Raw genomic sequence first — 24,022 nt, 5'->3', positions numbered from 1 at the left:
TGAGGGGAATTTGTCAAACCAGGGGTACGACGAGGAATTGCGGGCGGAGCGCGCGTACGTCGACGGGCTGTACGCGCGCCTCGACCGCGAACGCGACGAAGCGCGCGTCCGCTACGACCGCGCGCTCGGGGAACCGGGGACCACACTGGTGGAGCGGGACGCGGACGTGCGCGTCCGGGCGCGCGAGACGGTCCGGCTGAACGTCGCCGACAACGGGCTCTGCTTCGGCCGGCTGGACGCCCTTTCGGGCGAAACCAGCTACATCGGCCGGATCGGACTCTTCGACGGCGAAAACGACTACGAACCGCTTCTGCTGGATTGGCGGGCGCCGGCGGCGCGCCCGTTCTACGTCGCCACCGCGGCGACGCCGGAAAACATGCGCCGCCGTCGGCAGTTCCACACAATGGGGCGGAAAGTCGTCGATTTCACCGATGAGGTGTTCGGCCGGCCGGGTGACCACGAGCGCGGGGACGCGGCGTTGCTGGCGGCCGTCAACGCTCCGCGCGGCGAGGGCATGCGGGACATCGTCGCGACGATCCAAGCCGAGCAGGACGAGATCATCCGGCTCGGGCACCCGGGTGTGCTCGTCGTGGAGGGCGGGCCGGGCACCGGCAAGACGGCCGTCGCGCTGCACCGCGTCGCGTACCTGCTCTACACGCGGCGCGAACGGATGTCGCGCAGCGGCGTGCTGGTGGTCGGGCCGAGCCCGCTGTTCCTCGACCACATCGGCCGGGTGCTGCCCTCGCTCGGCGAGTCCGACGTCGTCTTCATGACCACCGGCGACCTCGTCCCGGGGCTGCGCGTGACCGCCGAGGACGCGCCGGAAGTGGCGCGGCTCAAGGGTTCCCTGAAGATCCTCGACGTGCTGAAGGCGGCGGTCGCCGACCGGCAGAAGGTGCCCGACGAACCGGTGCCGGTCGAGCTGGCCGACGTCACCGTCGACCTCGACGCCGCCGTCGCGGACGAAGCCCGGCTCGAAGCACGCCGGTCCGGGCTGCCGCACAACGAAGCCCGCGCGGTCTTCCGCGAGCACGTCGTGACGACGCTCGCCGCGCGGGCCGTCGCGCGGATCGGCGAAGGCTGGCTGACCAGCGAAGACCGTGGGGCGTGGGCTGGTCTGCGCGCCGACGTCCTCGACGAGCTGGCCGGGCACCAAGGCCTCGACGCCGCGCTCGCCGCGTTGTGGCCGGAGCTGACGCCGGAGACGTTGCTGGCGCCGCTGTACATGTCGCCGCGCCGGCTCGTGGCCGCCGGGGCCGATCCCGCGCTGTTCCGCGCGGACGGCGCGGCGTGGACGGTCTCGGACGTCCCGTTGCTCGACGAGCTGGTCGACCTGCTCGGCCGGGACGACTCGGCCGAACGCACCGCGGCCCGCCGGCAGGCGGAGGAGGACGCCGAGTACGCGGAAGGCGTCATGGATCTCATCAAGCTGGACCGCGAGGAGCTGGACGAAGACCTCGGTCTGGTCGCCACCGACCTGCTGTACGCCGAAGACCTCGCCGGCCGGTTCGTCGAGCGTGACGCGCGTGACCTCGCCGAACGCGCGGCGGCCGACCGCGACTGGACGTACGGGCACGTCGTCGTCGACGAGGCGCAGGAACTGTCCGAAATGGACTGGCGGGTGCTGATGCGGCGGTGCCCGAGCCGGTCGTTCACGATCGTCGGCGACCTGGCGCAGCGCCGGAGCGCGGCCGGGGCGACGGCGTGGGGGCCGGTGCTGGCGCCGTACGTCGCCGACCGGTGGGTGTACCGGGAGCTGACCGTCAACTACCGGACCCCGGCGGAGATCATGAGCGTCGCCGGCGCGCTGCTCGCGGAGTTCGCGCCGGCCGCGCGGCCGCCGGAATCGGTGCGCGCGTGCGGGATCCGGCCGTGGTCACGGCGAATCGCCGACGGCGAACTGCACGACGCGATCGACGAGTTCGCCCACGACGAAGCCGGTCGCGAAGGCACCAGCGTCGTCATCGGGCCGCCGGGCGTACCCGGTGCGGTTCCGCCGTCGGCGACCAAGGGCCTGGAGTTCGACGCCGTGCTCGTCGTCGAACCGGAGCGGATCCTGGCCGGCGGCGCGCGTGGCGCGGCCGAGCTGTACGTCGCGCTCACCCGCGCCACGCAGCGCCTCGGTGTGCTGCACCGGGAACCGCTGCCGGCGGTGTTGTCGGGGCTGGCCGAAGCGGGCGCGACCGCGCGCGCCGGCTACCGGCGGTTCCTGTAGCGGCCTCGTGAGTGAGAAACAGTGTTCAAACCCTGTTTCTCACTCACGAGCGGCTACGCCGTGAGCCGGCCCCAGGCGTAGTTCTGCTTGGCCAGCTTGAGGTAGACGAACAGCTCGGTCCCGGACACGCCGTCGATCTTGCGGATCTCCTCGCCCAGCACTTCGAGCATGTGGTCGTCGTCCCGGCAGACGAGTTCGGCCAGCAGGTCGTAGCGCCCGGCGCAGAGCACGACGTAGTGCACGTGCGCGAGCTCGGACAGCTTGTCCGCCACCTCGCGCGGATCAGCGCCGTCGACGCTGATCCCGACCATCGCCTGGCGCGTCAGATCGACGTTGACCGGGTCGGTCACCGCGACGATCTGCATGAGGTCGTCGCGCAGCAGCCGCTGCACGCGCTGGCGGACGGCTCCCTCCGAAAGCCCCACCGCCTTCGCGAGCGCGGTGAACGACGCGCGGCCATCCTGCTGCAGCAGGGCGATGAGCGATCTGTCCGTGTTGTCCAGTCCGCGCGCACGTGAATCGTCACCCATGCCGTCCCTCCCTGTGTTTCGGCATGTGATTTGTCAAGTGCGCAGCGTATCGAGACCTGACCAGAAAGCGAGACCCCTGCGGCAGCTTCACGTGATCCGGCGCCAGGATCGTGATTTGCCGAGGATTCGGTGGCGGAGAGGGAAACGCACGAGTCATTCCGAGGCGGTTTTGTGCGCCCGCGCACAGCCGGGCCCCCTCGCGGGGCCGCGCCGGGTAGCGTCTGGCGGCTCTGTCGTCTTTCGCAACCCCAGGAGGACCAACGCAATGACCGTGGCACTCGCCCCCGCCGTCCCGGAGAAGGGGCTGCGCGGTGGGGCGCTGGGCATGGTGTCGTCGATGGTCATCGGGATGTCGTCGACCGCGCCGGCGTACTCGATCGCGGCCACGCTCGGGCTGATCGTGCTGGCCGGCACCGGTTTCAAGGCGGCGGCGTTCGTGCTGCTCTCGTTCATCCCGGTGCTGTTCGTGGCGCTGGCCTTCCGGGAGCTGAACAGCGCGGAACCCGACTGCGGCACCAACTTCACGTGGGCGGCCCGCGCGTTCGGCGCGCACGCGGGGTGGTTCACCGGCTGGGTCGTCACGGTCGCCCAGCTGCTGGTGATGAGCAGCCAGTCCGCGCTGACCGGCCGGTACACGCTGCTGCTGTTCGGCGCGTCCGGCGCGGCGGACAACCGCTGGCTCACGACGGCGATCGGTGCCGCGTGGCTGCTGGTGCTGTGCTGGCTCTGCTACCGCGGCATCGAAGTGTCGGCGCGGGCGCAGTGGATCCTGCTCGGCGTGGAGCTCGTGGTCTTGGCGCTCTTCTCGGTCGTCGCGCTCGTCCGCGTCTTCGACGGCACGGCCGGCCCGCAGGCGTCGGTGCCGCGCCCGGACTGGCTGTGGCCCGGCGGGGTCGGCGCGGGGACGGCGGTCTCGGCGGTGCTGCTGGCCGTGTTCATCTACTGGGGCTGGGAAAGCTCGCTGTCGGTCAACGAGGAGTCGGCCGACCCGCGGCACGCGCCGGGCCGTGCCGCGGTGCTCTCGACCGTGCTGCTGGTGCTGAACTACCTGCTCGTCACGGTCGCCGCGCTGGCCTTCGCCGGCGTAGGCACTGAAGGGATCGGCCTGGGCAACGAGGCCAACTCCGACGACGTCCTCGCCGGGCTCGGCGGCGCGGTCTTCGGCGACGGCGCGGGCGGCAAGGTGCTGGGCGTGCTGCTGATCGTCTCGGTGCTCACGAGCGGCGCGGCCACCAGCCAGGCGACGATCATGCCCGCCGCGCGCACGACGTTGTCGATGGCCAGCCACGGCGCGCTGCCTCGCGTTTTCGGCCGGGTGCACCCGAAGTACCGGACGCCGTCGGTGGCCACCTGGACGTTCGGGCTCGTGTCCCTGGCGGCGTACGTGCTCCTGGCGCTGGTCAGCGACAACGTGCTGTCGGACTCGGTCGACGCGGTCGGGCTGACCATCGCGATCGAGTACACGATGACGGCGCTGGCCTGCGTCTGGGTGTTCCGCCGCACGCTGCTGGCGAGCGTGCGCAATTTCGTGCTGCGCGGGCTGCTGCCGTTCACCGGCGGGGTGTTCTTCCTGGCCGTGCTGGTGTTCGCGCTGGTGGAGTACGCGAAGCCGGACGCGGGCGAGACGACGGTGTTCGGCATCGGCGGGGTCGCGGTGATCGGCGTGGTGTCGATCGTGCTGGGGGTGCCGCTGATGTTCGCGGTGCACCGCGCGTGCCGCGAATTCTTCGCCGGCCGCCGGCTGCCGCGCGGGGTCGTGCGACGCGGCGGCGACGTCATCGAGCCGGTCTAAACCAGGTGGTCAACGCGATGACGCCGTCGGCTCGCAACAGCAGCGGACCGGCGTTCGTCACGCGGACGACGTCGACCCCGTACAGGAGATCCGCGAAGTACCTGTTCGCCCCGGGCAGGGCCGTCGCCGGGCTGCCTTCGTCGGGGCCGTGGCTCGAGTGGCTCGAAGGCGCGGGATTCGCGCTGCACACGGCGTTGCTCGCGCACCGCGACGGCGCCCGCGTCGCGCCGGCCGAGCGCGCGGTCGGGGTGCTGCACGACGCGGGCTTCCCAGACTCGGCCGTCGCCGTCCGACGGTCGAGGACGACTTCCGGTACGCGCTGGGTGTGCTGCTCGCGGGGCTCGCCGCGGTCAGCCCAAGTCGCGGCGGCTGAGGTCCTCCTCGGTTTCGCGGCGCACGAGCAGCGTTGCGACGCCGTCCTTCACCCCGACCAGCGGCGGGCGGCCGACCTGGTTGTAGTTCGACGCCAGCGAGTGGTGGTACGCGCCGGTGCACGGCACGGCCAGGAGGTCGCCGGCGCGCAGGTCGGCGGGCAGGCTGAGGCCGTCGGCCAGGACGTCGCCGGATTCGCAGTGCCTCCCGACGACCGTCATCGGGACGCGCTTTTCCTTGGAGCGCCGCCCGATCAGGCGCGTCGTGTACCGGGCGCCGTAGAGCGACGGGCGCGCGTTGTCGCTCATGCCGCCGTCGACCGCGACGAACGTGCGGCTGCCGCGCTTGACCGCGCACACCCGGTACACCGTGATCCCGGCCGGCCCGACGATCGCCCGGCCCGGCTCGATCGTCAAGCGGGGCATGGGGAAACCGTGCGCCGCGCATTCGTAGGCGAGGGCCACGCGCAGCCGTCGCGAGTAGCCGCCGAGGTCGAACGCGGGCTCGCCACCGACGTACGGCACCGCGTGCCCGCCGCCGAGGTCGAGCTCCCGCAGCGTGACGCCGTGGGTGTCGCGGAGCCGGACGAGCACTTCGGCCATCCGTCGCGCGGCGGCCTCGTACCGGTCGATCCTGGTCACCTGGGAGCCGATGTGGCAGTGCAGGCCCTGAAGTCGCAACCCGGGTTGCCTTTTCACTGCCTCGACGGCGGAGTCGACGTTGTCGGGTACGCCGTCGAGGAGCGAGAAGCCGAACTTCTGGCCTTCGGTGCCGGTGCTGATCGACGCGTGCGCCCCGGCCGCGACACCGGGCGTCACGCGGATCATCACCTGCTGCGCGCCGTGCGCGAGCGCGCCGAGCTGCTCGATCTCGTCGAGCGAGTCGACGACGATCCGCCGGACGCCGTACCCGAGAGCGGCCTTCAGATCTTCGGGCGTCTTCGCGTTGCCGTGCAGCAGCATCCGCTCCGCGGGGAAGCCGACAGCGCGCGCGACGGCGATCTCGCCCGCGGAGCAGGTGTCGAGCGACAACCCCTCTTCGGCGACCCAACGCAGTACGGACCGCGTACACAGCGCCTTGCTCGCGTACGCGACTTCGACGTCCGGCAGCGCTTCGCGGTACTCGCGGGCGGTGTCGCGGACCTGCTGCTCGTCGAGGAGGTAGGACGGCGTCCCGAAGCGGGCGGCGAGGTGGCTGACCTTCGCGCCGGCGAAGAGGAGTTCGCCGTCTTCGCCGATTCGGGTGCTTCGCGGCCAGACTCCTGGCTCGAGGTGATCGGCGGCTTCGCAGCCGAGGCTGGGAAGAAGCTCGCTGAGCGTCACGGGGTGCCTCCGGGCATCACGGCGGATCGGACTCGGTCAGGACACCGCTCTTCGGGCTGCCGGTGCTCACCCGTGAATGCGGTCCTGACGGGTTTCCCTCGGCCGCTGACGTGTTGTTAACGCGCGAGTAACTTCGGCCACACCCCGGTTGACCTGCGAAGAGCTGAATCTTCGCGCCGGATGGCGTCACACCGGGCATGGTTACCGACACGATGGACGAGACGGAGTTCGCCGAGCTGACCGAGCAGCACCGGCGGGAGCTGCGGGTGCACTGCTACCGGTTCCTGGGCTCGCTCGACGAGGCCGAGGACCTGGTGCAGGAGACGTTCCTGCGCGCTTGGCGCGGGCGTGCGGGGTACGCCGGACGGGCGAGCGTGCGGGCTTGGCTGTACAAGATCGCGACCAACGCGTGCCTGGACTTCCTGGAGCGGTCGCCGCGAGTGGTCCCCATTGTCGACTTGCCGACCGCGTCGGGTTCGCACCTGGCGCCCCGTCCCGCGGCGGCCGTGCCATGGCTGCAGCCGGCGCCGGACGATCTCCTCGAAGCCGCTATCTCGCGGGAGACGGTGGAGCTGGCGTTCCTCGCGGCCGTCCAGTACCTCTCGCCGCGGCAACGCGCGGTGCTCATCCTTCGCGACGTCGTCGGCTGGTCGGCGAAGGAGACAGCGACGGCGTTGTCGACAACCCCGGCTTCGGTGAGTAGCTCGCTTCAGCGGGCGCGGGCGGAGTTGAAGGAGCAGCTGCCTTCGCGGCGTACGGAGTGGCGTGCGTCTTCGAGCAGCGAAGAGCGCGAAGTGGTCGCGCGGTACATCTCCGCGTTGACGACGGCGGACGACGCGGCGATCGCGGCGGTGCTCAGCGAGGACATCCGGTGCAGCCACCAGCCGGGAGCGGGCGGCCACGACGGCCCCGAGCCGACTTGGTACAGCGGCCTGAACACGGTTCTCGAAGGCTGGGCGCCGGTCCTGCACGGGCCGCGGTCGATGGAGCTGCGGATGGTGCCGGTCCAGGCGAACGGCGGCCCGGCGGTAGCGACATACCTGCGCTTCGACGGCGAGTTCCGGGCGTTCGGGCTCAACGCGCTGCGGATCGCCGACGGGCGGGTGGCCGAGGTGACGACGTTCGTGCCGGCGGTGTTCGGGGCGTTCGGCCTGCCGGCGGTGCTGCAGGTGTAGCGGGAACGGTCAGGCGTCGCGGCCTGCCGAGGAGGCGGGCGCGTGCCCACCCGCCGTGCTGCCGGCAGCGCCGCGGCCTGCCGAGGAGACAGGACCGGTGCCCGCCCGCCGTGCTGCCGGCGGCGGCGCGGCTTGCCGAGGAGGCACACCGGTGGGCGCGCCTACTGACCGTGCTGCCGGCGGCGCCGCGGCTTGCCGCGTGCGGCCGGGAGTGCTTCTGCCGTCCCAAGCCGCACGCGCAGCCACGTCCCCTGAGCAGCGCGGTCAGTCCGTCTTGTGGTCCGCCACCGTGCCGCAGACGCAGCCGCGGTCGGTTCCGTGGCCGGCCTCGGTTGCCGCGCAGTAGCGGCGGGCGATCGCGTCGTGCGTGCCGAGCGGGTGGGGGCAGCTCGGGCAGCGCGTGCCGGATCGCGACGTCTCAGGCGCGTCGGGCACCGGGGCCGTCATGCCGCCACCCGCGGCTTCCGCAGCGGTTCGCTCGCGTCGTGGAGGTGCTGGAGCACGTACCCGTACGAGCGCGCCCAGCCGCACTGGGCGTACGAAATCCCGTGCCGCTCGCAGAACTCGCGGACGATCACCTGTGCGTGCTTGAGGTTCGGCCGGGCCATGCTCGGGAACAGGTGGTGCTCGATCTGGTAGTTCAGCCCGCCGAGCGCGAAGTCGACGACCCGGCCGCCGCGGATGTTGCGCGAAGTCAGGACCTGCTTGCGCAAGAAGTCGAGCTTGTGCCCGGTCGCGAGCATCTCCATGCCCTTGTGGTTGGGCGCGAACGAGCAGCCCATGTACAGGCCCCACAGGAACTGGTGCACCAGGATGAAGATGATCCCGGTCAGCGGCGACAGCACGATGAACACCGCGGCGAGGTACGCCACGAGGTGCGCGATCAGCAGCGCCGACTCCAGCTTGCGGCGCCGGATGTCCTTGCGCAGCAACGCTTTCACGCTCGATACGTGCAGGTTCAGGCCTTCGAGCAGCAGCAGCGGGAAGAACAGGAACGCCTGGTACTTCGCCACCCAGCGCAGGAAACCGCGCTTCTGCGCGCTCTGCGCCTTGCTGAACGCGAGCGCGGCGATGTCGACGTCCGGGTCCTCGTCCTCGTGGTTGGGGTTGGCGTGGTGGCGCGCGTGCGTGCCGATCCACCAGCCGTAGCTCAGCCCGGTCAGTCCACCGTGGACGAAGCCGGTGGCGTCGTTCGCCCGACGGCTGCGGAAGATCTGCTTGTGCCCGGCGTCGTGGCCGATGAACGACAGCTGCGCGAACATCATCGCGAAGAAGGCCGCGAGGAACAGCTGCCACCACGAGTCGCCGAGGTAGGCGAACGCGACCCAGCCGCCGCCGAACGCGGCGAGGTTGAGCCCGATGCGCACCGCGTAGTACCGCCGGCGCCGGCGGAGGAGTCCCGCGTCCTTGATCAGCCGGGACAGCTCGGCGAAGTCGCTGCCGGCCGTGGCGGGGGTGTCCGGAACCTGGGTGGAAGTCATCGGCGTCACCGCTCTGGCTAAGTCTCAAAGGCTTGTCCAGCAACGGTTTCCGGCCCCGACGGGGTCCGGGTCCGGTCCGGGAAAAGGGCACTGGGGCCTGGTCGCGGTGGGCACCGCGTCCTGTGCTCAGCCTCCCATCCCGCCGCCTCCATGGCAATTCCCCACGGCCTGCCGAAGAGGTGTACAGTCAGCCACATCGGGATGAAAGGTGACTTACCACACACCCGAAACTTTCCGGCCGGGCAGCTCCGGCCGGAGGACAGGAGCCGAGTCCGGGTCCGAACCCGCTCGTACGCAACCGTGTCGGCCGATCGGCCGGCGAGCAGCCGCCCGTAGTCGCGCAGAGCGACGCCCGAGGCGCCCAATTGGGTTGCTACAGCTCGTTTTTTCCGGCACGACTCCGGTCATCAGGTGGCTCGTCGGCGAGCCGGACTTCGGCGTCACCGCGCTCCGGCGTGCCGACGAGCCGCCACCTTCACGAAAGCCCCCAGGACGAAAGCAGTCCGAAGAGCCGTTCGCGTTCGGCCCCCGTCAGCAGCCGGCTCGGCGGCCGGACGTCGGGGCGGCAGAGGCCGAGCTGGCCGAGCGCGTCCTTGACCACGCTGACGTTGTTCGCGTTCCCGTTCGCGGCGCGCAGCTCCTCGAACGGCCGGATCCGCTCCCACACCGCCATCGCCGCCGGATAGTCCCCTGTGGACAGTGCGCGGAACATCTCCAGCGAGATCGCCGGGTCGACGTTCACCAGGCCCGACGTGAACCCGGTCGCCCCGACGGCGAAGTAGCCGGGCGCCGAGAGCTCGGCCAGTCCCGCGATCCACACGAACCGCTCGAAGCCGGCGTCCCGCGCGACCGAACCGAACCGCACCGGGTCGGGCACGGCGTACTTGACGCCGATGACGTTCGGCGCGGCCTCGCCCAGCGCCCGCAGCTGGTCGCCGGCGATCGCCGGGTTGCGGACGTAGAGCACCACACCGAGTTCGGGCACCGCGGACGCGATCGCGGCGTGGTAGTCGACCCAGCCGTCGCCGGAGACGTACGGGTGCACGGGCTGGTGGATCATGATCATGTCGGCGCCGGCGTCCCGCGCGTGCGCGGCGGCCCGCGTCGCCGAGGTGACGTCGTGACCGATGCCGGCGAGCACACTGGCCCGGCCCGCCACGGCTTCGACGGTGACCTCCAGGCACTGCCGGGCTTCCGCCGCGTCCAGCGCGTAGAACTCGCCGGTGTTCCCGTTCGGCGTCACGACCTCGATGCCGCCGGTGACCAGCCGGTCGACGAGTTTCGCGTACGTCTGCCCGTCGACGGCGCCCTCGGCGTCGAACGGCGTGACCGGGATGGCCACGACCCCGGACAGCCGCCGCCTCTGCTGCTCGAACGTCATCGGGTTCCCTTCGTCTCGGTGCTGTGCTCACCCGGCAGCCCGAGGGCGACCCGGTCGAGGAAATCCGTGATGTGCCGGCGCAGCAGGTGTTCGGCCTGCCGGGCGTTCCCGCTCTCGGCGGCGGCCAGGATCGACCGGTGCTCGGCCGCCTCGCCCTGCCACGTCGGGCTGAAGCCCCAGCCGGTGACGGTGATCAGCGCGGCCTGGTCGCGCAGGCTGTCGAGGACGTCGACCAGCAGCGGGTTCCCGCACCCGGCGTAGAGCGCGCGGTGGAACAACCGGTTGGTCAGGCTCGCTTTCGCGCGGTCGGCGGCGTCCGCGCCGGTCTCGACGGCGGCCAGCACCTGCCGCGCGTCGGCGAAGTCCGCCCCGCGCTCGACAGCGCGTCGGACGGCTTCGGGCTCGAGAAGCGCGCGCAAGTCGTACACCGCGTACGCGCTCTCGGCGTCCATGACCCGGACCGAGGCCCCCTTGTACGTGCTCATCGTGACCAAACCGGAACCGGCGAGGATCCGCAGCGCTTCGCGCACCGGCGTCTTCGACACCCCGAGCAGGGCGCCCACCTCGGCCTCGACGAGCGTTTCGCCCGGCCCGAACTCGCCGCTCAAGATCGCTTCTTTGATCGCGTCGCGCACGAAATCCGTCCGCGAGACGGGCGGCGGCGGCCTCCTGGCCGAAGAAGTGCTCGCCACTGGCATGTCCGATCTGATATACGATGCGACATACAACATTATCATGGACCCAGGGAGCAGCCATGCAGCGTCGCACCGGCTTCCGATTCCGACGAGTGCTGCTGGCGGCGAGCCTCGCCGCCAGCCTGGCGGCCTGTGGCGCGCCCGGCGGGGGCGGCGGCCAGGCGGCGGATCCCTCGGCCGTGCCGGACAAACCGAGCAAGCCCGTCGACCTGAACATCCTCGACGTCGCGGGCAACCTGCAGCTCACCAAGCAGATGATCGAGAACTTCAAGGCCGCGCACCCGGAAGTGCTCTCGAAAGTCACGTACTCGACGGCGCCCGCGCCGAGCATGGCGGGCAAGCTGAAGGCCGAGCAGGACGGCGGCGTCGCCCAGACGCACCTGGTTCTCAGCGGCACGGACGGCCTGTCCGCCGGCATCGCGAACGGCACCCTGGCAAAGGTCCTCCCGGACTTCTCGAGCCGGTTCCCGAACCTCATGCAGAACTACCTCGAGCCCGCGGCGAAGATGCAGGAGCTGGCCAACGGCTACGGCGTCGAGGTCGTCTACTACCCGTCCGGCCCGCTGCTGGAGTTCAACCCCGGCGCGGTGCCTGCCGCGCCCGCGTCCCCGCAGGAGCTGCTCGACTGGGCCAAGGCGCACCCGGAGAAGTTCCAGTACGCGCAGCCGTCGAACTCCGGCCCGGGCCGGACGTTCCTGATGGGCCTGCCGTACCTGCTCGGTGACAAGGACCCGAAGGACCCGGACAAGGGCTGGGACAAGACCTGGGCGTTCCTGCAGGAGCTGGGCAAGTACGTGAAGTACTACCCCTCCGGGACCACGGAGACCATGAAGAACCTGGCGTCCGGCTCGGTGGACATGATCATGTCGACGACCGGCTGGGACATCAACCCGCGCAAGCTCGGCACGGTGCCCAACACGGTCAAGACCGCGATCATGCAGCCGATGCACTGGGTCACCGACGCCCAGTACGCCCTGATCCCCAAGGGTCTCTCGCCCGACCAGGAGTCGGCGATCCTGCAGCTGATCGCGTGGATGCTCAAGCCCGACCAGCAGGCGATCGCTTACGACGACGGCTACTTCTACCCCGGCCCGGCGGTCAAGGACGTCACCCTGCAGATGGCGCCGCAGAAGAGCCAGGACACGATCAAGCAGTTCGGGCGCCCGGAGTACGAGCAGTGGATCGCGCAGTACCCCAAGGAGACCTCGCTGCCGGCCGAGCAGCAGGTGAAGGCGTTCGACAAGTGGAACCAGCTGGTCGGCGGCTCGAAGGTCGGCAAGAAGTGACGTTCGCGCAGCTGCGGCTGGACGGCGTCTCGCGCAGCTTCGGCACCGCGAACGCCCTGAGCGGCCTCGACCTCGCCATCGCCCGCGGCGAGTTCGTGGCCCTGCTCGGGCCGTCCGGCTGCGGCAAGTCGACCGCGCTGAACTGCCTGGCCGGCCTGCTGCCCCTGACGGGCGGCAGCATCTGGCTCGACGACACCCGCATCGACGGGCAGCCCCCGGAGCAGCGCGGGTTCGGGATGGTGTTCCAGAACTACGCGCTGTTCCCGCACATGTCGGTCCGCGCCAACGTCGGCTTCGGCCTCAAGATGCGCAAGGTAGGCCGGGCCGACGCCCGCCGGCGCGTGGATGAGGCCTTGCGCCTGGTCCAGCTTGCCGACCACGCGGCGAAGTTCCCCGCGCAGCTGTCCGGCGGACAGCAGCAGCGCGTCGCCATCGCCCGGGCCGTGGTGCTCGAGCCACCGGTGGTCCTGATGGACGAGCCACTGTCCAACCTGGACGCCAAGCTCCGCCTCGAGATGCGGATGGAGATCCGCCGCCTCCACCAGACGCTCGGCCTGACCACGGTGTACGTCACCCACGACCAGGAGGAGGCCCTCTCGCTGGCCGACCGCCTGGTGGTGCTGCGCGAAGGCGCGGTGCAGCAGATCGGCACCCCCGAGGAGGTGTACGCCCAACCGGTCAACAGCTACGTCGCGTCCTTCATGGGCTACCGCAACCTCCTGGACGTGACGGTCACCGGAACCGCCGGCGCTTCGGTCACTGTGGAAGGCGCGGGAGTCCGCCTGACCGGCCGCGGCTCGCTCACCGAGGGTCCGGCCGAGGTGGCGATCCGCCCGGAGGACTTCATCGTCGGCGACGGCGCGGAGAACGCCCTCGACGTCACCGTCGAGATCGTCGAGTACCACGGCCGCGAGCTGTCGGTCTCGGCCCGCCTCGAGAGCGGCGTGCCGGTGTACTTCCGGACCGACAAGCGCCTCGCCCCCGGCGACACCACGCGGATCGGCGTCCCGGCCGAACGCGTCCTGGTGTTCGAGCCATGACGGCCGTCGCGAGTGCCCGCCCGGCACTGCGCCACCGCCTGGCCGAACGCGGCATCGACCGCACCCTGCTCCTCCTGGTGCCCGGCCTGCTGGTCACCGCCTGCCTGTTCCTGTACCCCTTCCTCTACGGCCTCCAGTTGTCCTTCGCCCCGCGCCAGGGTGGCGTCTTCGCCAACTACGCGCGCTTCTTCGGCGACCCCTACCTTCGCGACACCATCTGGACGACGCTCGGCATCGCGCTGCCCGCGACGTTCATCAACGTGCTCGCCAGCATCCCGATCGCGTACGTGATGCGCGGCCGCGTCCGCGGCAAGCGCCTCCTGACCACGATCCTCGTCGTGCCGATCACGCTCGGCACGGTGCTCACCGCGCAGGGCCTGATCATGTACGGCGGTCCGGCGGGCTGGCTGAACAAGGTGCTCACCGTTCTCGGCATCACCGACGAGCCGCTCCCGCTGATCCACAACTACACCGGCGTGCTGCTGTCCCTGGTGATCACCGGCTTCCCGTTCTCCTTCCTGCTGACGTTGTCCTACCTCTCGGGCATCGACCCCTCGCTGGAGAAGGCGGCCGCGACGCTCGGCGCCAACGGAGTCCAGCGCTTCCGTCGGATCACGCTGCCCCTGCTGGCTCCCGGCCTGGCGATCACCTTCTGCCTTTCGTTCGTCATGGCGTTTTCGGTCTTCCCGAGCGCGCAGCTCGTCGGCGACCCCGCGAACGAGACCCGCGTCATCTCGATCGCCGCCTACCACGCCGCCTTCGAGGAGTACGACTACTCGATGGGCTCGGCCGTCGCGATGCTCATGGCGGTGGTCATGCTGATCGTGATCGGCCTGGTCATGGCGTGGCGCGGCACGCTGTTCCGCGGAGCGACCGGAGGCAAGGGATGACCGGTTGGGTCGCGCGTCCCGGACGTTGGGTCGTCTGGACCATCGTCGCGTTCTTCTTCGTCAACCTCGCCGGCGTCGTGCTCTCGGTCGTCGTCGACTCGTTCGGCAAGCAGTGGTTCGGCACCCGGCTCCCGGACGGCTTCACCACCCACTGGTACGCCGACGCCTGGCGCGAGTTCGGCCTGTCCGACGTCCTCCTCACCACGGCGATCGTCGCCTTGGTGGTGATCGCCGTGTCGGTGGCGGTCGGCGTCCCGGCCGCCTACGCGCTGGCCCGCCGCTCGTTCCCCGGCAAGCGCCTGGTGATGCTGCTGTTCGTGCTGCCGATCCTGATCCCTCCCATCACCTACGGCATCCCGCTGGCCACCGTGCTCTACAAGTTCCACCTCGCCGGCACGATCACCGGCGTCATCCTCGCCAACCTGGTGCCGTCGGTGCCGTTCGTCGTGCTGACCATGACGCCGTTCATCGAGCAGATCGACCCGAAGATCGAAGCCGCCGCGCGCATGTCCGGCGCGCGCACGGTCTCGGTGTTCACCCGGATCCTCGGCCCGCTGCTGCTGCCGGGGATCCTGGCCGCCTCGATCCTCGTGCTGGTCCGGACGGTCGGCATGTTCGAGCTGACGTTCCTCACCGCCGGCCCGGACTCGACGACCCTCGTCGTGGCGCTCTACAACTCCGTGTTCGCCGCGGGCATCCGGGCCAACCAGTCGGTCGACGCCATGGCGACCATCTACACCGCCTCCATGCTCGTGCTCCTCCTCGTCGCGTTGCGGTTCGTGAACCCGACCCAGCTCGTCACCCGGATCCGGGAGGAGACCTAGCTCGTTCGCTCATGCGTTCGACTCTATCGCGGAAAATCGAACGCATGATCGACACGATCGAGCGAACTCGCAGGTCTTGCGCCTCCCCCGAGGGGAGCTGCCACGCTTGCGGCATGCGGTATTCGATCGGCGAACTCGCCCACCGGACCGGGCTGACCGTCAAGGCTGTCCGGTTCTACTCGGATCGCGGCCTCGTGCCGCCGTCCGGGCGCAACACCGCGGGCCAGCGCCGTTACGACGACGCCGCGCTCGCCCGGCTCGACGTCATCCGGGTCCTCCGCGACCTCGGTGTCGACCTCGCCACGATCCGGCGGGTGATCGACGGCGAGACCACCGTCGCGGAGGTGGCGGCGGAGCACGCCGCCGCGGTGGAGGTGCAGATCGGCGTGCTGCGCCGGCGAAGGGACGTGCTGAACGCGGTGGCGGACCGTGGCTCGTGCCCCGGGGAAGCGGGTCTCTCGCACCAACGGGCCCTGCTGTCCGAAGTGGAGCGGCAGTGCCTGATCGGCGACTTCCTCGCCGACGCGTTGGGTGATCGTCCCGAGCTGGCGGGGATCGCCCGGACCCTGACCCCGGACCTGCCCGAGGACCCCACCCCCGAGCAGGCCGAGGCGTGGCTCGAGCTGGCTGTGCTGATGCGGGACACGGAGTTCCGCGCGAACCTGCGCCGGTTCGCGGACCGTCATGAAGCCGGGTTGCGTCGTGACCTGGCGGCCGAGGTGCGGGCCGCCGTCACCCCGGCCGTCGTGACCGGGATCGTGCCGAAGTCCCCGGCGGCGAAGGCGATCGTCGACGGGTTGGGACGCGATCCCGATGAGCTCCGGGAATGGCTCGGCGTCGCCAACGATCCGCGCCGCGAGCGCTATATGCAGCTATTGGGGGTGATCAACGGCTGGGCGGCACCGGAAAGCCTGGCTCCCGCCTTCGACTGGCTGGCCGAGGCCATGGCGGCCTGACCGCCTCCAGGATCGATGCCAGCGCGTCCTCGACCGGTTGGGCGTCCACTCGGCGTCCGTCGCGCAACCGCAGGGAAAGCTGCCCGGCGGCGGCCTCCCGCGGTCCGATCACGGCCTGGAAAGGCACCAGCCGGCCGTCCCGGATCCGCGCGCCGAGGCTGCCTTCGGAGGCGACCTCGACTCGCAGGTCGTCGCAACTGTCCAAAAGCGACTGCGCGTAGGGGAGTTCGTCGGCGGACAGCGGCAGCAACCGCAGCTGCACCGGCGACAGCCAGGCCGGGAAGGCGCCGCCGTGCACTTCGAGGAGCTGCGCCACCGCGCGTTCGACGCTGCCGATGATGCTGCGGTGCACCATGACCGGCCGGTGCTTCGCGGCGTCCGCGCCCACGTACTCGAGGCCGAACTGCTCGGGCATGTGGAAGTCGATCTGCACGGTGGACAGGGTCGACTCGCGTCCCGCGCTGTCGATGACCTGGACGTCGATCTTGGGGCCGTAGAAGGCCGCTTCGCCCTCGACCGCGTCGTACGGGAGGCCGTCGAGGACCGAACGCAGGATGCCCACGGCGTGCTCCCAGTTCCCGGGGACGTACTTCCCGCCGGCGCCGGGCAGGGAAAGCCGGTAGCGGGCCGGGCTGATGCCGAGGGCTTCGTACGCCTGCCGGATCAGGGCCAGCGCGGCGGCCGCCTCGGCTTCGACCTGGTCGGGGGTGCAGAAGATGTGCGCGTCGTTGAGCTGGATCGCGCGCACGCGGCTCAACCCGCCGAGCACACCGGAAAGCTCGCTGCGGTACATCCCGCCGATTTCGGCGATGCGCAGCGGCAGCTCGCGGTAGCTGCGGCCGCGGGAACGGTAGATCAGCGCGTGGTGCGGGCAGAGGCTCGGCCGCAGCACGAGCTGCTCGCCGCCGACGTCCATCGGCGGGTACATGTCGTCGCGGTAGAGCGACCAGTGGCCGGAGATCTCGTACAGCTCCCGTTTGCCGAGGACGGGGGAATTGACGTGCCGGTACCCCGCGCGGCGTTCGAGACCGCGGACGTACTCCTCCAGGCTGTGGCGGACGATGGCGCCGTCGGGCAGCCAGTAGGGCAGGCCGGCGCCGATGAGCGGGTCGGTGCCGAACAGGCCGAGCTCGCGGCCGAGCTTGCGGTGGTCGTGCATTGTGGACTCCTCGTGGACGGCGAGGCGGAGCACCACAAGACGAAAGCCCGGGGCGACCGCCCCGGGCTTTTCGCGAACATGGATCAGCGCGCCGGGACACTCTCCGGCGTCGTCGTGTTCGCTGCGCGCTTCATGTTTTCAACAGTAGCCGCGCTCGCCAGTCATTTTCGCGGAGCCAGGAACAGCTCCAGCTGCTCGACGACGAACGCGTGGTCGTCGGCCTGCGGGAGCCCGGAGACGCCGACCGTCCCGACCGGTCCGACGCCGCGGACGAGCACCGGGAACACCCCGCCGTGGGCCGCGTACTCGTCCGGGTCCAGCCGGGAGTCCGCCTCGAACGAGCTGCCCTTCGCGCGGAACTGCGTACCCACGTAGAACGAGCTGTGGCCGTAGCGGTCGACCACGCGGCTCTTGCGGTCGATCCACGCGTCGTTGTCCGCGGACGTTCCGGGCAGGGCCGCGTGGAAGAGGCGCTGGCCGCCGCGGCGGACCGAGACCGTCACCGGCAGCCCGCGCTCCCGCGCCGCGGTCAGCAGCTGGGCGCCGAGAGCGAGCGCCGTCTCGTTGTCGAACTGGGTGAACTGGAGACGTTCTTCCTGGTCAGCGAGCTGGGCGAGGCGATCGGCTTCGGTCATCCACCCATTAAATCAACAGTGTTGTTTAATTGCCAGTGAACTCGGTCAGGGACAGCACGTTGCCGTCCGGGTCGTGGAACCACGCGATCCGCCCGCCGGGCGTGGTCCAGATTTTGTCGGTGTCCTGTGGCAGCGTGTCGAACGTGAGGAACTCCACGCCCCGGTCGCGCAGGCCGGCCACCGCGCCGCGGATGTCGGCGACCGCCCAGCCGAGCACCGTGAACGGCTGGGGCGTGAACTCGGCCACGGCGGTGACGCGCAGCATGGTCGCGCCACTGCGGAACACGCACGCAAAGGGGGTCTGCTCGATGAACTCGAGCCCGGCGACATCCGTGTAGAAGGCACGCGAACGTTCCAGGTCGGTCGACGGTGCGAAGGCGACCAGTTCCGCTGAAGCGAGCATGGCTCCACCTCTCTCTCGGCGGCGACCGTACCCGGTCCGCTGACGTGGGAAAACCTCGTGCGAGGAGGCAGGCATGAGCCGCATCCGGCGGCGCACGGTGCTCGGCGGCGCGGCCGCGGCCACCGTCGCCGGGTCGCTGACGGCCTCGTGCGCCGCCCCGGCGCGGAAGGGGACGATCGAGGACGTCCGCCACGTCGTGGTGCTGATGCAGGAGAACCGGTCGTTCGACCACTACTACGGCACCATGGCCGGCGTACGCGGCTTCGGCGACCGCGCGGCCCTGCGGGACGTCTTCCGCCAGCGCGGCAAGGGTGCGCCGGTGCTGCCGTTCCGGGTCGACACGTCCGTTGTGGACGGCCAGGACCTCGGCGAGCTGCCGCACGACTGGAACAGCACGCACCGCGCGTGGAACGGCGGCGCGTACGACGCCTGGGTCGCCGCGAAGAGCCCCATGACGATGGGGTACTTCACGCGCGAAGACATCCCGTTCCAGCGCGCGCTGGCGAGCGCGTTCACGCTGTGCGACCACTACTTCTGCTCGATCCAGGGCCCGACGCAGCCGAACCGGCTGTTCCACTGGACCGGCACGATCGACCCGGACGGCGTCGCCGGCGGCCCGGTCACGCACAACTTCCCGGACTACGAGCCGTCGTTCCGCTGGACGACCTACCCCGAACGGCTCGAGTCCGCCGGGGTCACGTGGCGGATCTACGCGAACGACGAGGAGCGCGGCGTCCCCGAGCACTTCGTCGGCGACTTCGGCGACAACCCGCTGTGGCTGTTCCAGAACTTCCACGACTCGCTGTACTCGATGGACCCGGTGAAGCAGCGGCTGGCCGAGCGCGCGAACCTGCGCACGAAGCTGCTGCCCGACTCGGGGAAGGGCAAGGAGCTCGACCACGTGCTGGCCGAGTTCCTCGCCGACTGCGCCGCGGGGACGCTGCCCGCGGTGTCGTGGGTCGTCGCGCCGTACGGCTACTGCGAGCACCCCGCCGCCCGCCCGGTCGACGGCGCCGCGTACGTCCAGCGGATGCTGAAAGCGTTGTGGGACAACCCTTCGCTGTGGGAGTCGACGGTCGTCTTCATCAACTACGACGAGAACGACGGCTTCTTCGACCACGTCGTCCCGCCGACGCCGCCACCCGGGACCCCGGGCGAGTACCTGCCGGGCCACCGGCCCGAGAGGGGCGGGGCGTCCGGCGCGCCGCTGCCGATCGGGCTGGGGCCGCGCGTGCCGATGACCGTCGTCTCGCCGTGGAGCCGCGGCGGCTGGGTGAACTCGCAGGTCTTCGACCACACGTCGGTGCTGCGCTTCCTCGAGACGTGGACCGGGGTGCGCGAGCCGAACATCTCGGCCTGGCGCCGGGCCATCTGCGGCGACCTGACCAGCTGTTTCGACTTCCGCACGCACGACACGACCATCCCGCTGCTGCCGGACGCGGACGCGTTGCGCGCCACCGCCGATCGGACGCAGCCCCGGCTCCCGAAGCCCGGGCTGGGGCCGGGCGCGCTGGTGCAAGACCCCGGCACGGCGAAGGCGCGCCCGCTGCCGTACCAGCCGGTCGCCTGGGTCACGGCCGGGCCGGGCGCACTGAGCCTGCACCTGGCCAACCACGGGACGCAGACGCTGCAGCTGGCTGCGTACGCCTACCACGCGGGCGGAGCGTCACAACGCTTCGACGTCGGCCCGAAGACCGAGCTGACCGGCGAAGTCGCGTACGCCGAGTCGTACGACATCGCCATCCACGGCCCGAACGGCTTCGTCGTCGAGGCCTCCGGCCAAGCGGGCCTCGACGCCTCCGTCGCCTTCACACCGGCGCCCGCGCTGCGCGTCACGGTGACCAACAGCGGTCCGGCGCCGGTCGCGCTGAACGACGTCACGATCGCGCCGGGGGCTTCGCACGACTACCCGGTGCCGACGCGGAACGGCTGGTACGACCTCACGCTGGAGGCGCCGGGGTGGCGCCGCCGCTTCGCCGGCCACCTGGAGGATGGGCGCCCTTCGCGAACCGGTCCCTAGCGCAGGGCGTCCAGCGCGAACGCGGCGAGCATCGCGACGCCGCTCGGCATCGCGTCCTCGTCGAAGAGCACGCGGTTGGAGTGGTTCGCGGCCGCTTCGGCGGGGTCGACGCCGGGCGGGCAGGCGCCGAGGAACGCGTACGCGCCTTGGACGCGTTGCAGGACATAGGAAAAGTCCTCGGCGCCCATGAGCGGGTCGGCGAGCAGCTCGACGTTGTCCCGGCCCAGCACCTCCGCGCCGAGCCGCAGGACCTCGGCGGCGACGCGGTCGTCGTTCACCGTCACTGGATAGCCCGGCTCGACGTCGGCGACCACGCGGCAGCCGTACGCCGCGCCGACCTGCTCGCACACCTTGGGCAGCTCGGCGCGGACCAGCGCGCGCGTCTGCTCGGACAGCGTGCGGATCGTGCCTTCGAGCTCGGCGGTCTCCGGGATGATGTTGGTCGTCGTGCCGGCCTGGATCCGGGTCACCGAGAGCACGGCGGGGTCGAACACGCTGACCCGGCGCGTGATCATCGTGTGCAGCGCCCCGACCATCGCGGCGGCGGCGGGCACCGGGTCGATCGTGTGCTGCGGCGCCGAGCCGTGGCCGCCCTTGCCGGTGACGCGCACGTGGAACGAGTCCGCCGACGCCATCAGCGGGCCCGGCCGCACCTGCAGCAGCCCGCTGCGCGCGTTGGCGAGGATGTGCACGCCGAACGCGCGCTCGACCCGCGTCCCGGCGGCGTCGAGCACGCCTTCGTGGATCATGAAGCGGGCGCCGTGGTGGCCCTCCTCGCCCGGCTGGAACATGAACACGACCGAGCCGGCCAGCTGATCCTTGCGCTCGGCGAGCAGCCGGGCCGCCGACGCCAGCATCGCCACGTGCGTGTCGTGCCCGCACGCGTGCATCGACTCTTCGTCCTCGGACGCGAAGTCGAGCCCGGTCTCCTCGGTCAGCGGCAGCGCGTCCATGTCGCCGCGCAGCAGCACCGCCGGGCCGGGCTTCCCGCCGCGCAGGACGGCTGTCAGCGACGTCGTGGCCTTGCCTTCGGTGATCTCCAGCGGCAGGCCGTCGAGGGCCTCCCGGATCGCCGCCTGGGTACGCGGCAGGCGGAGTCCCTGCTCCGGGTGGCGGTGCACGACGCGCCGGAGCGCGACCGTGCGGTCCTGCAGCGCCCGCGCGTCGTCGAGGAGGCCGGCGAACGGCGTGCCGGGCAGGGTGGGCAGGTCAGTGGGGCCGGTCATGGTCCCGATAGTGCCCCATGCGGCGCTTCGGGCGCACCGTGCGTGCGTTCGGTCGAGCGGCGGAATACGGTGTGCGCATGGCGGTGGATGAGCCGGTCACGGGCTTCGCGGTAGCCGTGGTCCGGGAAGACGGTCGATGGCGGTGCAGCGCGCTCGACCCGGGGGCGTTGACCGAGCTCGACGCGGCGATCACAGAACTGGGCAAACTACGTTCCACCGGCGCGTCCTTCGGGCTGCTGGCGGTCGACGACGAGTTCTTCGTCATCGTCCGCCCGAGTCCACGGGGGCCCTCGCTGCTGCTCTCGGACGCGGCGGCGGCGCTGGACTACGACATCGCGGCGGACGTCCTCGACGTCCTGCGCGTCGATCCACCGGACGAGGAGGACGACTCCGTCTGGCCCGAGGGCGACCTGGCGATCCTCGCCGACCTCGGGCTGCCGGGACCGGAGCTGGAGGTCATCGTCGGCGAGGTCGACCTCTACCCGGACGAGCAGCTGCAGATGGTCGCGCAGCGGTGCGGGTTCGGCAGCGAGTTCGCCAAGCTCCTGGACGAGCTCTGAGACGGCTGTCCGACACCGAGGCCGTGGAGGCCGCGCTGGAGGCAGCGCGGGCTCCGGGCGCGGACGTGCCGATCGGGGCGGTCGTGTTCGGCCCCGACGGCGTCCCCCTGGCGGCGGCGCGCAACGCGCGCGTCGAGCTGGGCGACCCGACGGCGCACGCGGAGATCCTCGCGCTGCGCGCGGCGGCGGCCGTAGTCGGCGACGGCTGGCGCCTGGAGGGCTGCACGCTGGCGGTGACGCTGGAGCCGTGCACGATGTGCGCGGGGGCGCTGGTGCTCGCCCGCATCGCGCGGCTGGTGTTCGGGGCGTGGGAGCCGAAGACGGGCGCGGTGGGGTCGCTGTGGGACGTCGTGCGTGACCGCCGTCTCAACCACCGCCCGGAGGTCCACGGCGGCGTGCTGGTCGAGGAGTGCGCCGCCGTCTTGGAGACGTACTTCGCTACGCGTCGCTGATTTTTGGGTACTCCTCCGGTATGACGATGAAGCACAAGATCCAGCAGGCAATGGGCAGTGCTCGCGAGAAGGCCGGCGAGGTGACCGGCAACCGCCGTCTGGAGGCATCGGGCCGGGCGCAGAAGCGGTCGGCCCAGTTCCGCTCGGCGGTCGACGACGTCCGGGTGCGAGCGGGTCGCGCGGTGCGGGAAGCGCAGGTCAGGCTCCGGTCGGGCCGCCGTATCGACCCCTCGTGAGGCAGCGGCGGGCCCTCGGGTATTGTTCTCGGCGGTGGCGTGTCCGAGCGGCCGAAGGAGCACGACTCGAAATCGTGTGACGGCTAATCCCCGTCCGTGGGTTCAAATCCCACCGCCACCGCTTTCACTCGGACCCCCGGTCAGCCCAGCTGGCCGGGGGTTTGGTCGTCTGCGGGGCAGTGCCCGCCGACGAGGCGGCGAAGATCCGGTGGGTACGCTCCGGCTTCGACCACGATCGTCGTGAAGATGCCTTGGTAATAGCGGTCTGGAAAGTACTCGAAGCCGTCTTCGTCGACCATCTTCCAGTGCACCTCAGCGGTTCCCGGCAGGATGTGCGCCTTCAGCGGAACCAAGATGTCGACGGTCTCACCGGGGTTCGTGTCGGCGATCCGTACCTGGACAGGCGAGCTCGGAATGCCCAGTCCGCCCGGTGCGCCGAGCCGACGGAGGAAACGGCCTGACCACGGGACAGTGCCGCTGTTGCGGAGCCGCCACACCTTTTCGAACCTGAACCCCGGCGGCATCACAGTTCCGTCGGGAACGGTCACGTCGGCGACGAACGTCGACTCATCACCGTCGAGCGGGTAACCGGGCCGGTCGCGGCGGGCCTGGGGGCGTCTCCTCGGGCCGGCCACGGTCTCCACGTACGCCGACCACAGCTGACCCTCGCCGCCGTAGGCTTCTTCGTAGAACGCGACCAACTCCCAGCTGGGAGCGTCGCGTCCACGCTCGACGTTGCTGAGGTGCCCCTTGCTGACGCCGGCCGCGCGGGCGGCCGCGGTCAGGGTCACCTCGTTCGCGATCCTGAGAAGGCGCATGGTCTCGCCCAGGGTTTCCAGGGCGCTCTCGCGGCTCATGGAAACAACCCTGGTTGGGGGTTCGCCAAACGGCAATCGTCCGACCTAGCGTGTTGTTCCCCGTTCGCCGCGACCGCTGGGAGAAACCGATGGCCACCCCTTCCGACTTCGACCTCGGTCGATCACTGCGGTTGGTCCGTGCTCTGAACAAGCTACGGGCGGACTCCCGGTTTGGGCCGTTGCCCCAAATCGAAGCTGCGGACAACCTCGCTTGGCAGGTCGTCCTCGAAATGCAGAAGCGGAAGAACCGCCCAGCAGAGCCCTACGGTCCCGCCGCCGGGCTGCCGCCGTCGACACTGCGACGTGCGGGCTTCCGGCCGAAGCAGATCGTCGGGTACCGGGCGTACAAGGCAGGGACGGAATTGGACTTGCTGCCGCGGATCTGGGTTCAGCAGGTCGAATCCTTCCGTCGCTTCGTGCTCGACGAACGGGTCGCCTGCTGCGGCGCGGCGCACCAGAACAACTGCTATGCGCTGATCCTCTCGGCTAAGTAGCTTGACTTGAAGAGCCCTTGA

Annotated in this window: 25 protein-coding genes and 1 tRNA gene; 14 read left to right on the top strand and 12 right to left on the bottom strand. The window is 70.7% G+C overall.

The annotated features are described in order from the left end of the window. The first annotated feature begins 10 nt into the window (after positions 1 to 10). Positions 11 to 2,215: an RNA polymerase recycling motor ATPase HelR gene (gene helR, locus ACIRSS_RS19615; RefSeq protein ID WP_400896648.1), complete on the top strand. Its 2,205-nt coding sequence runs from the start codon at positions 11 to 13 to the stop codon at positions 2,213 to 2,215. A 53-nt stretch (positions 2,216 to 2,268) separates the two neighbouring features. Here the strand turns inward: helR and ACIRSS_RS19610 are convergent, their stop codons facing one another. After that, entirely contained in the window at positions 2,269 to 2,745 is a 477-nt protein-coding gene (locus tag ACIRSS_RS19610; protein WP_086677247.1) for an Lrp/AsnC family transcriptional regulator, read from the bottom strand. Positions 2,746 to 3,010: 265 nt separating this feature from the next. Here ACIRSS_RS19610 and ACIRSS_RS19605 point away from each other — a divergent pair, with 265 nt between their 5' ends. After that, positions 3,011 to 4,537 carry an APC family permease gene (locus ACIRSS_RS19605; RefSeq protein WP_400896646.1) on the top strand — a complete coding sequence of 509 codons (1,527 nt, stop codon included), beginning with the start codon at positions 3,011 to 3,013 and terminating at the stop codon, positions 4,535 to 4,537. Here the strand turns inward: ACIRSS_RS19605 and ACIRSS_RS19600 are convergent. Further along, positions 4,521 to 4,727, bottom strand: coding sequence for a hypothetical protein (locus tag ACIRSS_RS19600; protein WP_400896644.1), 207 nt, complete (start codon positions 4,725 to 4,727; stop codon positions 4,521 to 4,523). The genes ACIRSS_RS19605 and ACIRSS_RS19600 overlap by 17 nt on opposite strands. A 160-nt stretch (positions 4,728 to 4,887) precedes the next feature. Further along, positions 4,888 to 6,231: a diaminopimelate decarboxylase gene (lysA, locus tag ACIRSS_RS19595; RefSeq protein ID WP_400896642.1), complete on the bottom strand. Its 1,344-nt coding sequence runs from the start codon at positions 6,229 to 6,231 to the stop codon at positions 4,888 to 4,890. 212 nt (positions 6,232 to 6,443) lie between these two features. On the opposite strand from lysA, the gene ACIRSS_RS19590 reads away from it, so the two are divergent. After that, entirely contained in the window at positions 6,444 to 7,406 is a 963-nt protein-coding gene (locus ACIRSS_RS19590; RefSeq protein ID WP_400896640.1) for an RNA polymerase subunit sigma-70, read from the top strand. A 264-nt stretch (positions 7,407 to 7,670) separates the two neighbouring features. Here ACIRSS_RS19590 and ACIRSS_RS19585 read toward each other — a convergent pair whose 3' ends face one another. From ACIRSS_RS19585 to ACIRSS_RS19570, 4 genes are all read right to left on the bottom strand, one after another. After that, positions 7,671 to 7,853 carry an RGCVC family protein gene (locus tag ACIRSS_RS19585; RefSeq protein WP_400896638.1) on the bottom strand — a complete coding sequence of 61 codons (183 nt, stop codon included), beginning with the start codon at positions 7,851 to 7,853 and terminating at the stop codon, positions 7,671 to 7,673. Then, positions 7,850 to 8,887 carry a fatty acid desaturase family protein gene (locus ACIRSS_RS19580; RefSeq protein WP_400896636.1) on the bottom strand — a complete coding sequence of 346 codons (1,038 nt, stop codon included), beginning with the start codon at positions 8,885 to 8,887 and terminating at the stop codon, positions 7,850 to 7,852. Before ACIRSS_RS19580 ends, ACIRSS_RS19585 begins: the two co-directional genes overlap by 4 nt. Positions 8,888 to 9,362: 475 nt before the next feature. After that, complete coding sequence (locus tag ACIRSS_RS19575) at positions 9,363 to 10,268, bottom strand: dihydrodipicolinate synthase family protein (RefSeq protein ID WP_400896634.1); 906 nt, start codon at positions 10,266 to 10,268, stop codon at positions 9,363 to 9,365. Then, positions 10,265 to 10,960 carry a GntR family transcriptional regulator gene (locus ACIRSS_RS19570; protein WP_400897566.1) on the bottom strand — a complete coding sequence of 232 codons (696 nt, stop codon included), beginning with the start codon at positions 10,958 to 10,960 and terminating at the stop codon, positions 10,265 to 10,267. Before ACIRSS_RS19570 ends, ACIRSS_RS19575 begins: the two co-directional genes overlap by 4 nt. A 62-nt stretch (positions 10,961 to 11,022) precedes the next feature. On the opposite strand from ACIRSS_RS19570, the gene ACIRSS_RS19565 reads away from it, so the two are divergent. From ACIRSS_RS19565 to ACIRSS_RS19545, 5 genes are all read left to right on the top strand, one after another. After that, complete coding sequence (locus tag ACIRSS_RS19565) at positions 11,023 to 12,249, top strand: extracellular solute-binding protein (RefSeq protein WP_400896632.1); 1,227 nt, start codon at positions 11,023 to 11,025, stop codon at positions 12,247 to 12,249. Continuing rightward, the gene (locus ACIRSS_RS19560; protein ID WP_400896630.1) at positions 12,246 to 13,289 is read left to right on the top strand and encodes an ABC transporter ATP-binding protein; all 1,044 of its coding nucleotides are present in this window, start codon (positions 12,246 to 12,248) and stop codon (positions 13,287 to 13,289) included. The genes ACIRSS_RS19565 and ACIRSS_RS19560 overlap by 4 nt, the downstream gene beginning before the upstream one ends. Then, positions 13,286 to 14,179 carry an ABC transporter permease gene (locus tag ACIRSS_RS19555; RefSeq protein WP_400896628.1) on the top strand — a complete coding sequence of 298 codons (894 nt, stop codon included), beginning with the start codon at positions 13,286 to 13,288 and terminating at the stop codon, positions 14,177 to 14,179. The genes ACIRSS_RS19560 and ACIRSS_RS19555 overlap by 4 nt, the downstream gene beginning before the upstream one ends. Next, complete coding sequence (locus ACIRSS_RS19550) at positions 14,176 to 15,003, top strand: ABC transporter permease (RefSeq protein WP_400896626.1); 828 nt, start codon at positions 14,176 to 14,178, stop codon at positions 15,001 to 15,003. The genes ACIRSS_RS19555 and ACIRSS_RS19550 overlap by 4 nt, the downstream gene beginning before the upstream one ends. Positions 15,004 to 15,116: 113 nt before the next feature. Continuing rightward, positions 15,117 to 15,959 carry a MerR family transcriptional regulator gene (locus tag ACIRSS_RS19545; RefSeq protein ID WP_400896624.1) on the top strand — a complete coding sequence of 281 codons (843 nt, stop codon included), beginning with the start codon at positions 15,117 to 15,119 and terminating at the stop codon, positions 15,957 to 15,959. On the opposite strand, the gene thrS is transcribed toward ACIRSS_RS19545, so the two are convergent. The 3 genes from thrS to ACIRSS_RS19530 all read right to left on the bottom strand — a co-directional run bounded on the left by thrS (position 15,889) and on the right by ACIRSS_RS19530 (position 18,156). After that, the gene (gene thrS / locus ACIRSS_RS19540; RefSeq protein ID WP_400896622.1) at positions 15,889 to 17,151 is read right to left on the bottom strand and encodes a threonine--tRNA ligase; all 1,263 of its coding nucleotides are present in this window, start codon (positions 17,149 to 17,151) and stop codon (positions 15,889 to 15,891) included. The two genes, ACIRSS_RS19545 and thrS, sit on opposite strands and share 71 nt — an antisense overlap. A 128-nt stretch (positions 17,152 to 17,279) precedes the next feature. Then, positions 17,280 to 17,753, bottom strand: a complete 474-nt coding sequence (locus tag ACIRSS_RS19535) for a heme-degrading domain-containing protein (protein WP_400896620.1) — start codon at positions 17,751 to 17,753, stop codon at positions 17,280 to 17,282. A gap of 25 nt (positions 17,754 to 17,778) precedes the next feature. Next, on the bottom strand, positions 17,779 to 18,156 hold the full coding sequence (locus ACIRSS_RS19530; RefSeq protein WP_400896618.1) for a VOC family protein: 378 nt from the start codon (positions 18,154 to 18,156) through the stop codon (positions 17,779 to 17,781). A gap of 73 nt (positions 18,157 to 18,229) precedes the next feature. On the opposite strand from ACIRSS_RS19530, the gene ACIRSS_RS19525 reads away from it, so the two are divergent. Then, complete coding sequence (locus ACIRSS_RS19525; RefSeq protein ID WP_400896616.1) at positions 18,230 to 20,176, top strand: phosphocholine-specific phospholipase C; 1,947 nt, start codon at positions 18,230 to 18,232, stop codon at positions 20,174 to 20,176. On the opposite strand, the gene ACIRSS_RS19520 is transcribed toward ACIRSS_RS19525, so the two are convergent. Continuing rightward, complete coding sequence (locus tag ACIRSS_RS19520; RefSeq protein WP_400896614.1) at positions 20,173 to 21,402, bottom strand: M20 family metallopeptidase; 1,230 nt, start codon at positions 21,400 to 21,402, stop codon at positions 20,173 to 20,175. The two genes, ACIRSS_RS19525 and ACIRSS_RS19520, sit on opposite strands and share 4 nt — an antisense overlap. Before the next feature lie 77 nt (positions 21,403 to 21,479). Between ACIRSS_RS19520 and ACIRSS_RS19515 the strand changes: the two genes are divergently transcribed. The 4 genes from ACIRSS_RS19515 to ACIRSS_RS19500 all read left to right on the top strand — a co-directional run bounded on the left by ACIRSS_RS19515 (position 21,480) and on the right by ACIRSS_RS19500 (position 22,771). After that, on the top strand, positions 21,480 to 21,962 hold the full coding sequence (locus ACIRSS_RS19515) for a tRNA adenosine deaminase-associated protein (protein ID WP_372671697.1): 483 nt from the start codon (positions 21,480 to 21,482) through the stop codon (positions 21,960 to 21,962). Between the two features lie 23 nt (positions 21,963 to 21,985). Next, the gene (locus ACIRSS_RS19510; protein ID WP_400896612.1) at positions 21,986 to 22,414 is read left to right on the top strand and encodes a nucleoside deaminase; all 429 of its coding nucleotides are present in this window, start codon (positions 21,986 to 21,988) and stop codon (positions 22,412 to 22,414) included. A gap of 20 nt (positions 22,415 to 22,434) precedes the next feature. Continuing rightward, positions 22,435 to 22,650, top strand: a complete 216-nt coding sequence (locus ACIRSS_RS19505; RefSeq protein ID WP_400896610.1) for a CsbD family protein — start codon at positions 22,435 to 22,437, stop codon at positions 22,648 to 22,650. Positions 22,651 to 22,683: 33 nt separating this feature from the next. Further along, a tRNA-Ser gene (locus ACIRSS_RS19500) sits at positions 22,684 to 22,771 on the top strand. A gap of 19 nt (positions 22,772 to 22,790) precedes the next feature. Here ACIRSS_RS19500 and ACIRSS_RS19495 read toward each other — a convergent pair. Further along, on the bottom strand, positions 22,791 to 23,507 hold the full coding sequence (locus ACIRSS_RS19495) for an NBR1-Ig-like domain-containing protein (protein WP_400896608.1): 717 nt from the start codon (positions 23,505 to 23,507) through the stop codon (positions 22,791 to 22,793). A gap of 89 nt (positions 23,508 to 23,596) precedes the next feature. Here ACIRSS_RS19495 and ACIRSS_RS19490 point away from each other — a divergent pair, with 89 nt between their 5' ends. Then, on the top strand, positions 23,597 to 24,001 hold the full coding sequence (locus ACIRSS_RS19490) for a hypothetical protein (protein WP_400896606.1): 405 nt from the start codon (positions 23,597 to 23,599) through the stop codon (positions 23,999 to 24,001). Positions 24,002 to 24,022 lie beyond the last annotated feature (21 nt).

The organism is Amycolatopsis sp. NPDC101161 (assembly GCF_044768185.1).
Taxonomy (GTDB): domain Bacteria; phylum Actinomycetota; class Actinomycetes; order Mycobacteriales; family Pseudonocardiaceae; genus Amycolatopsis.
This window is presented reverse-complemented; position numbering and strand designations above follow the sequence as displayed.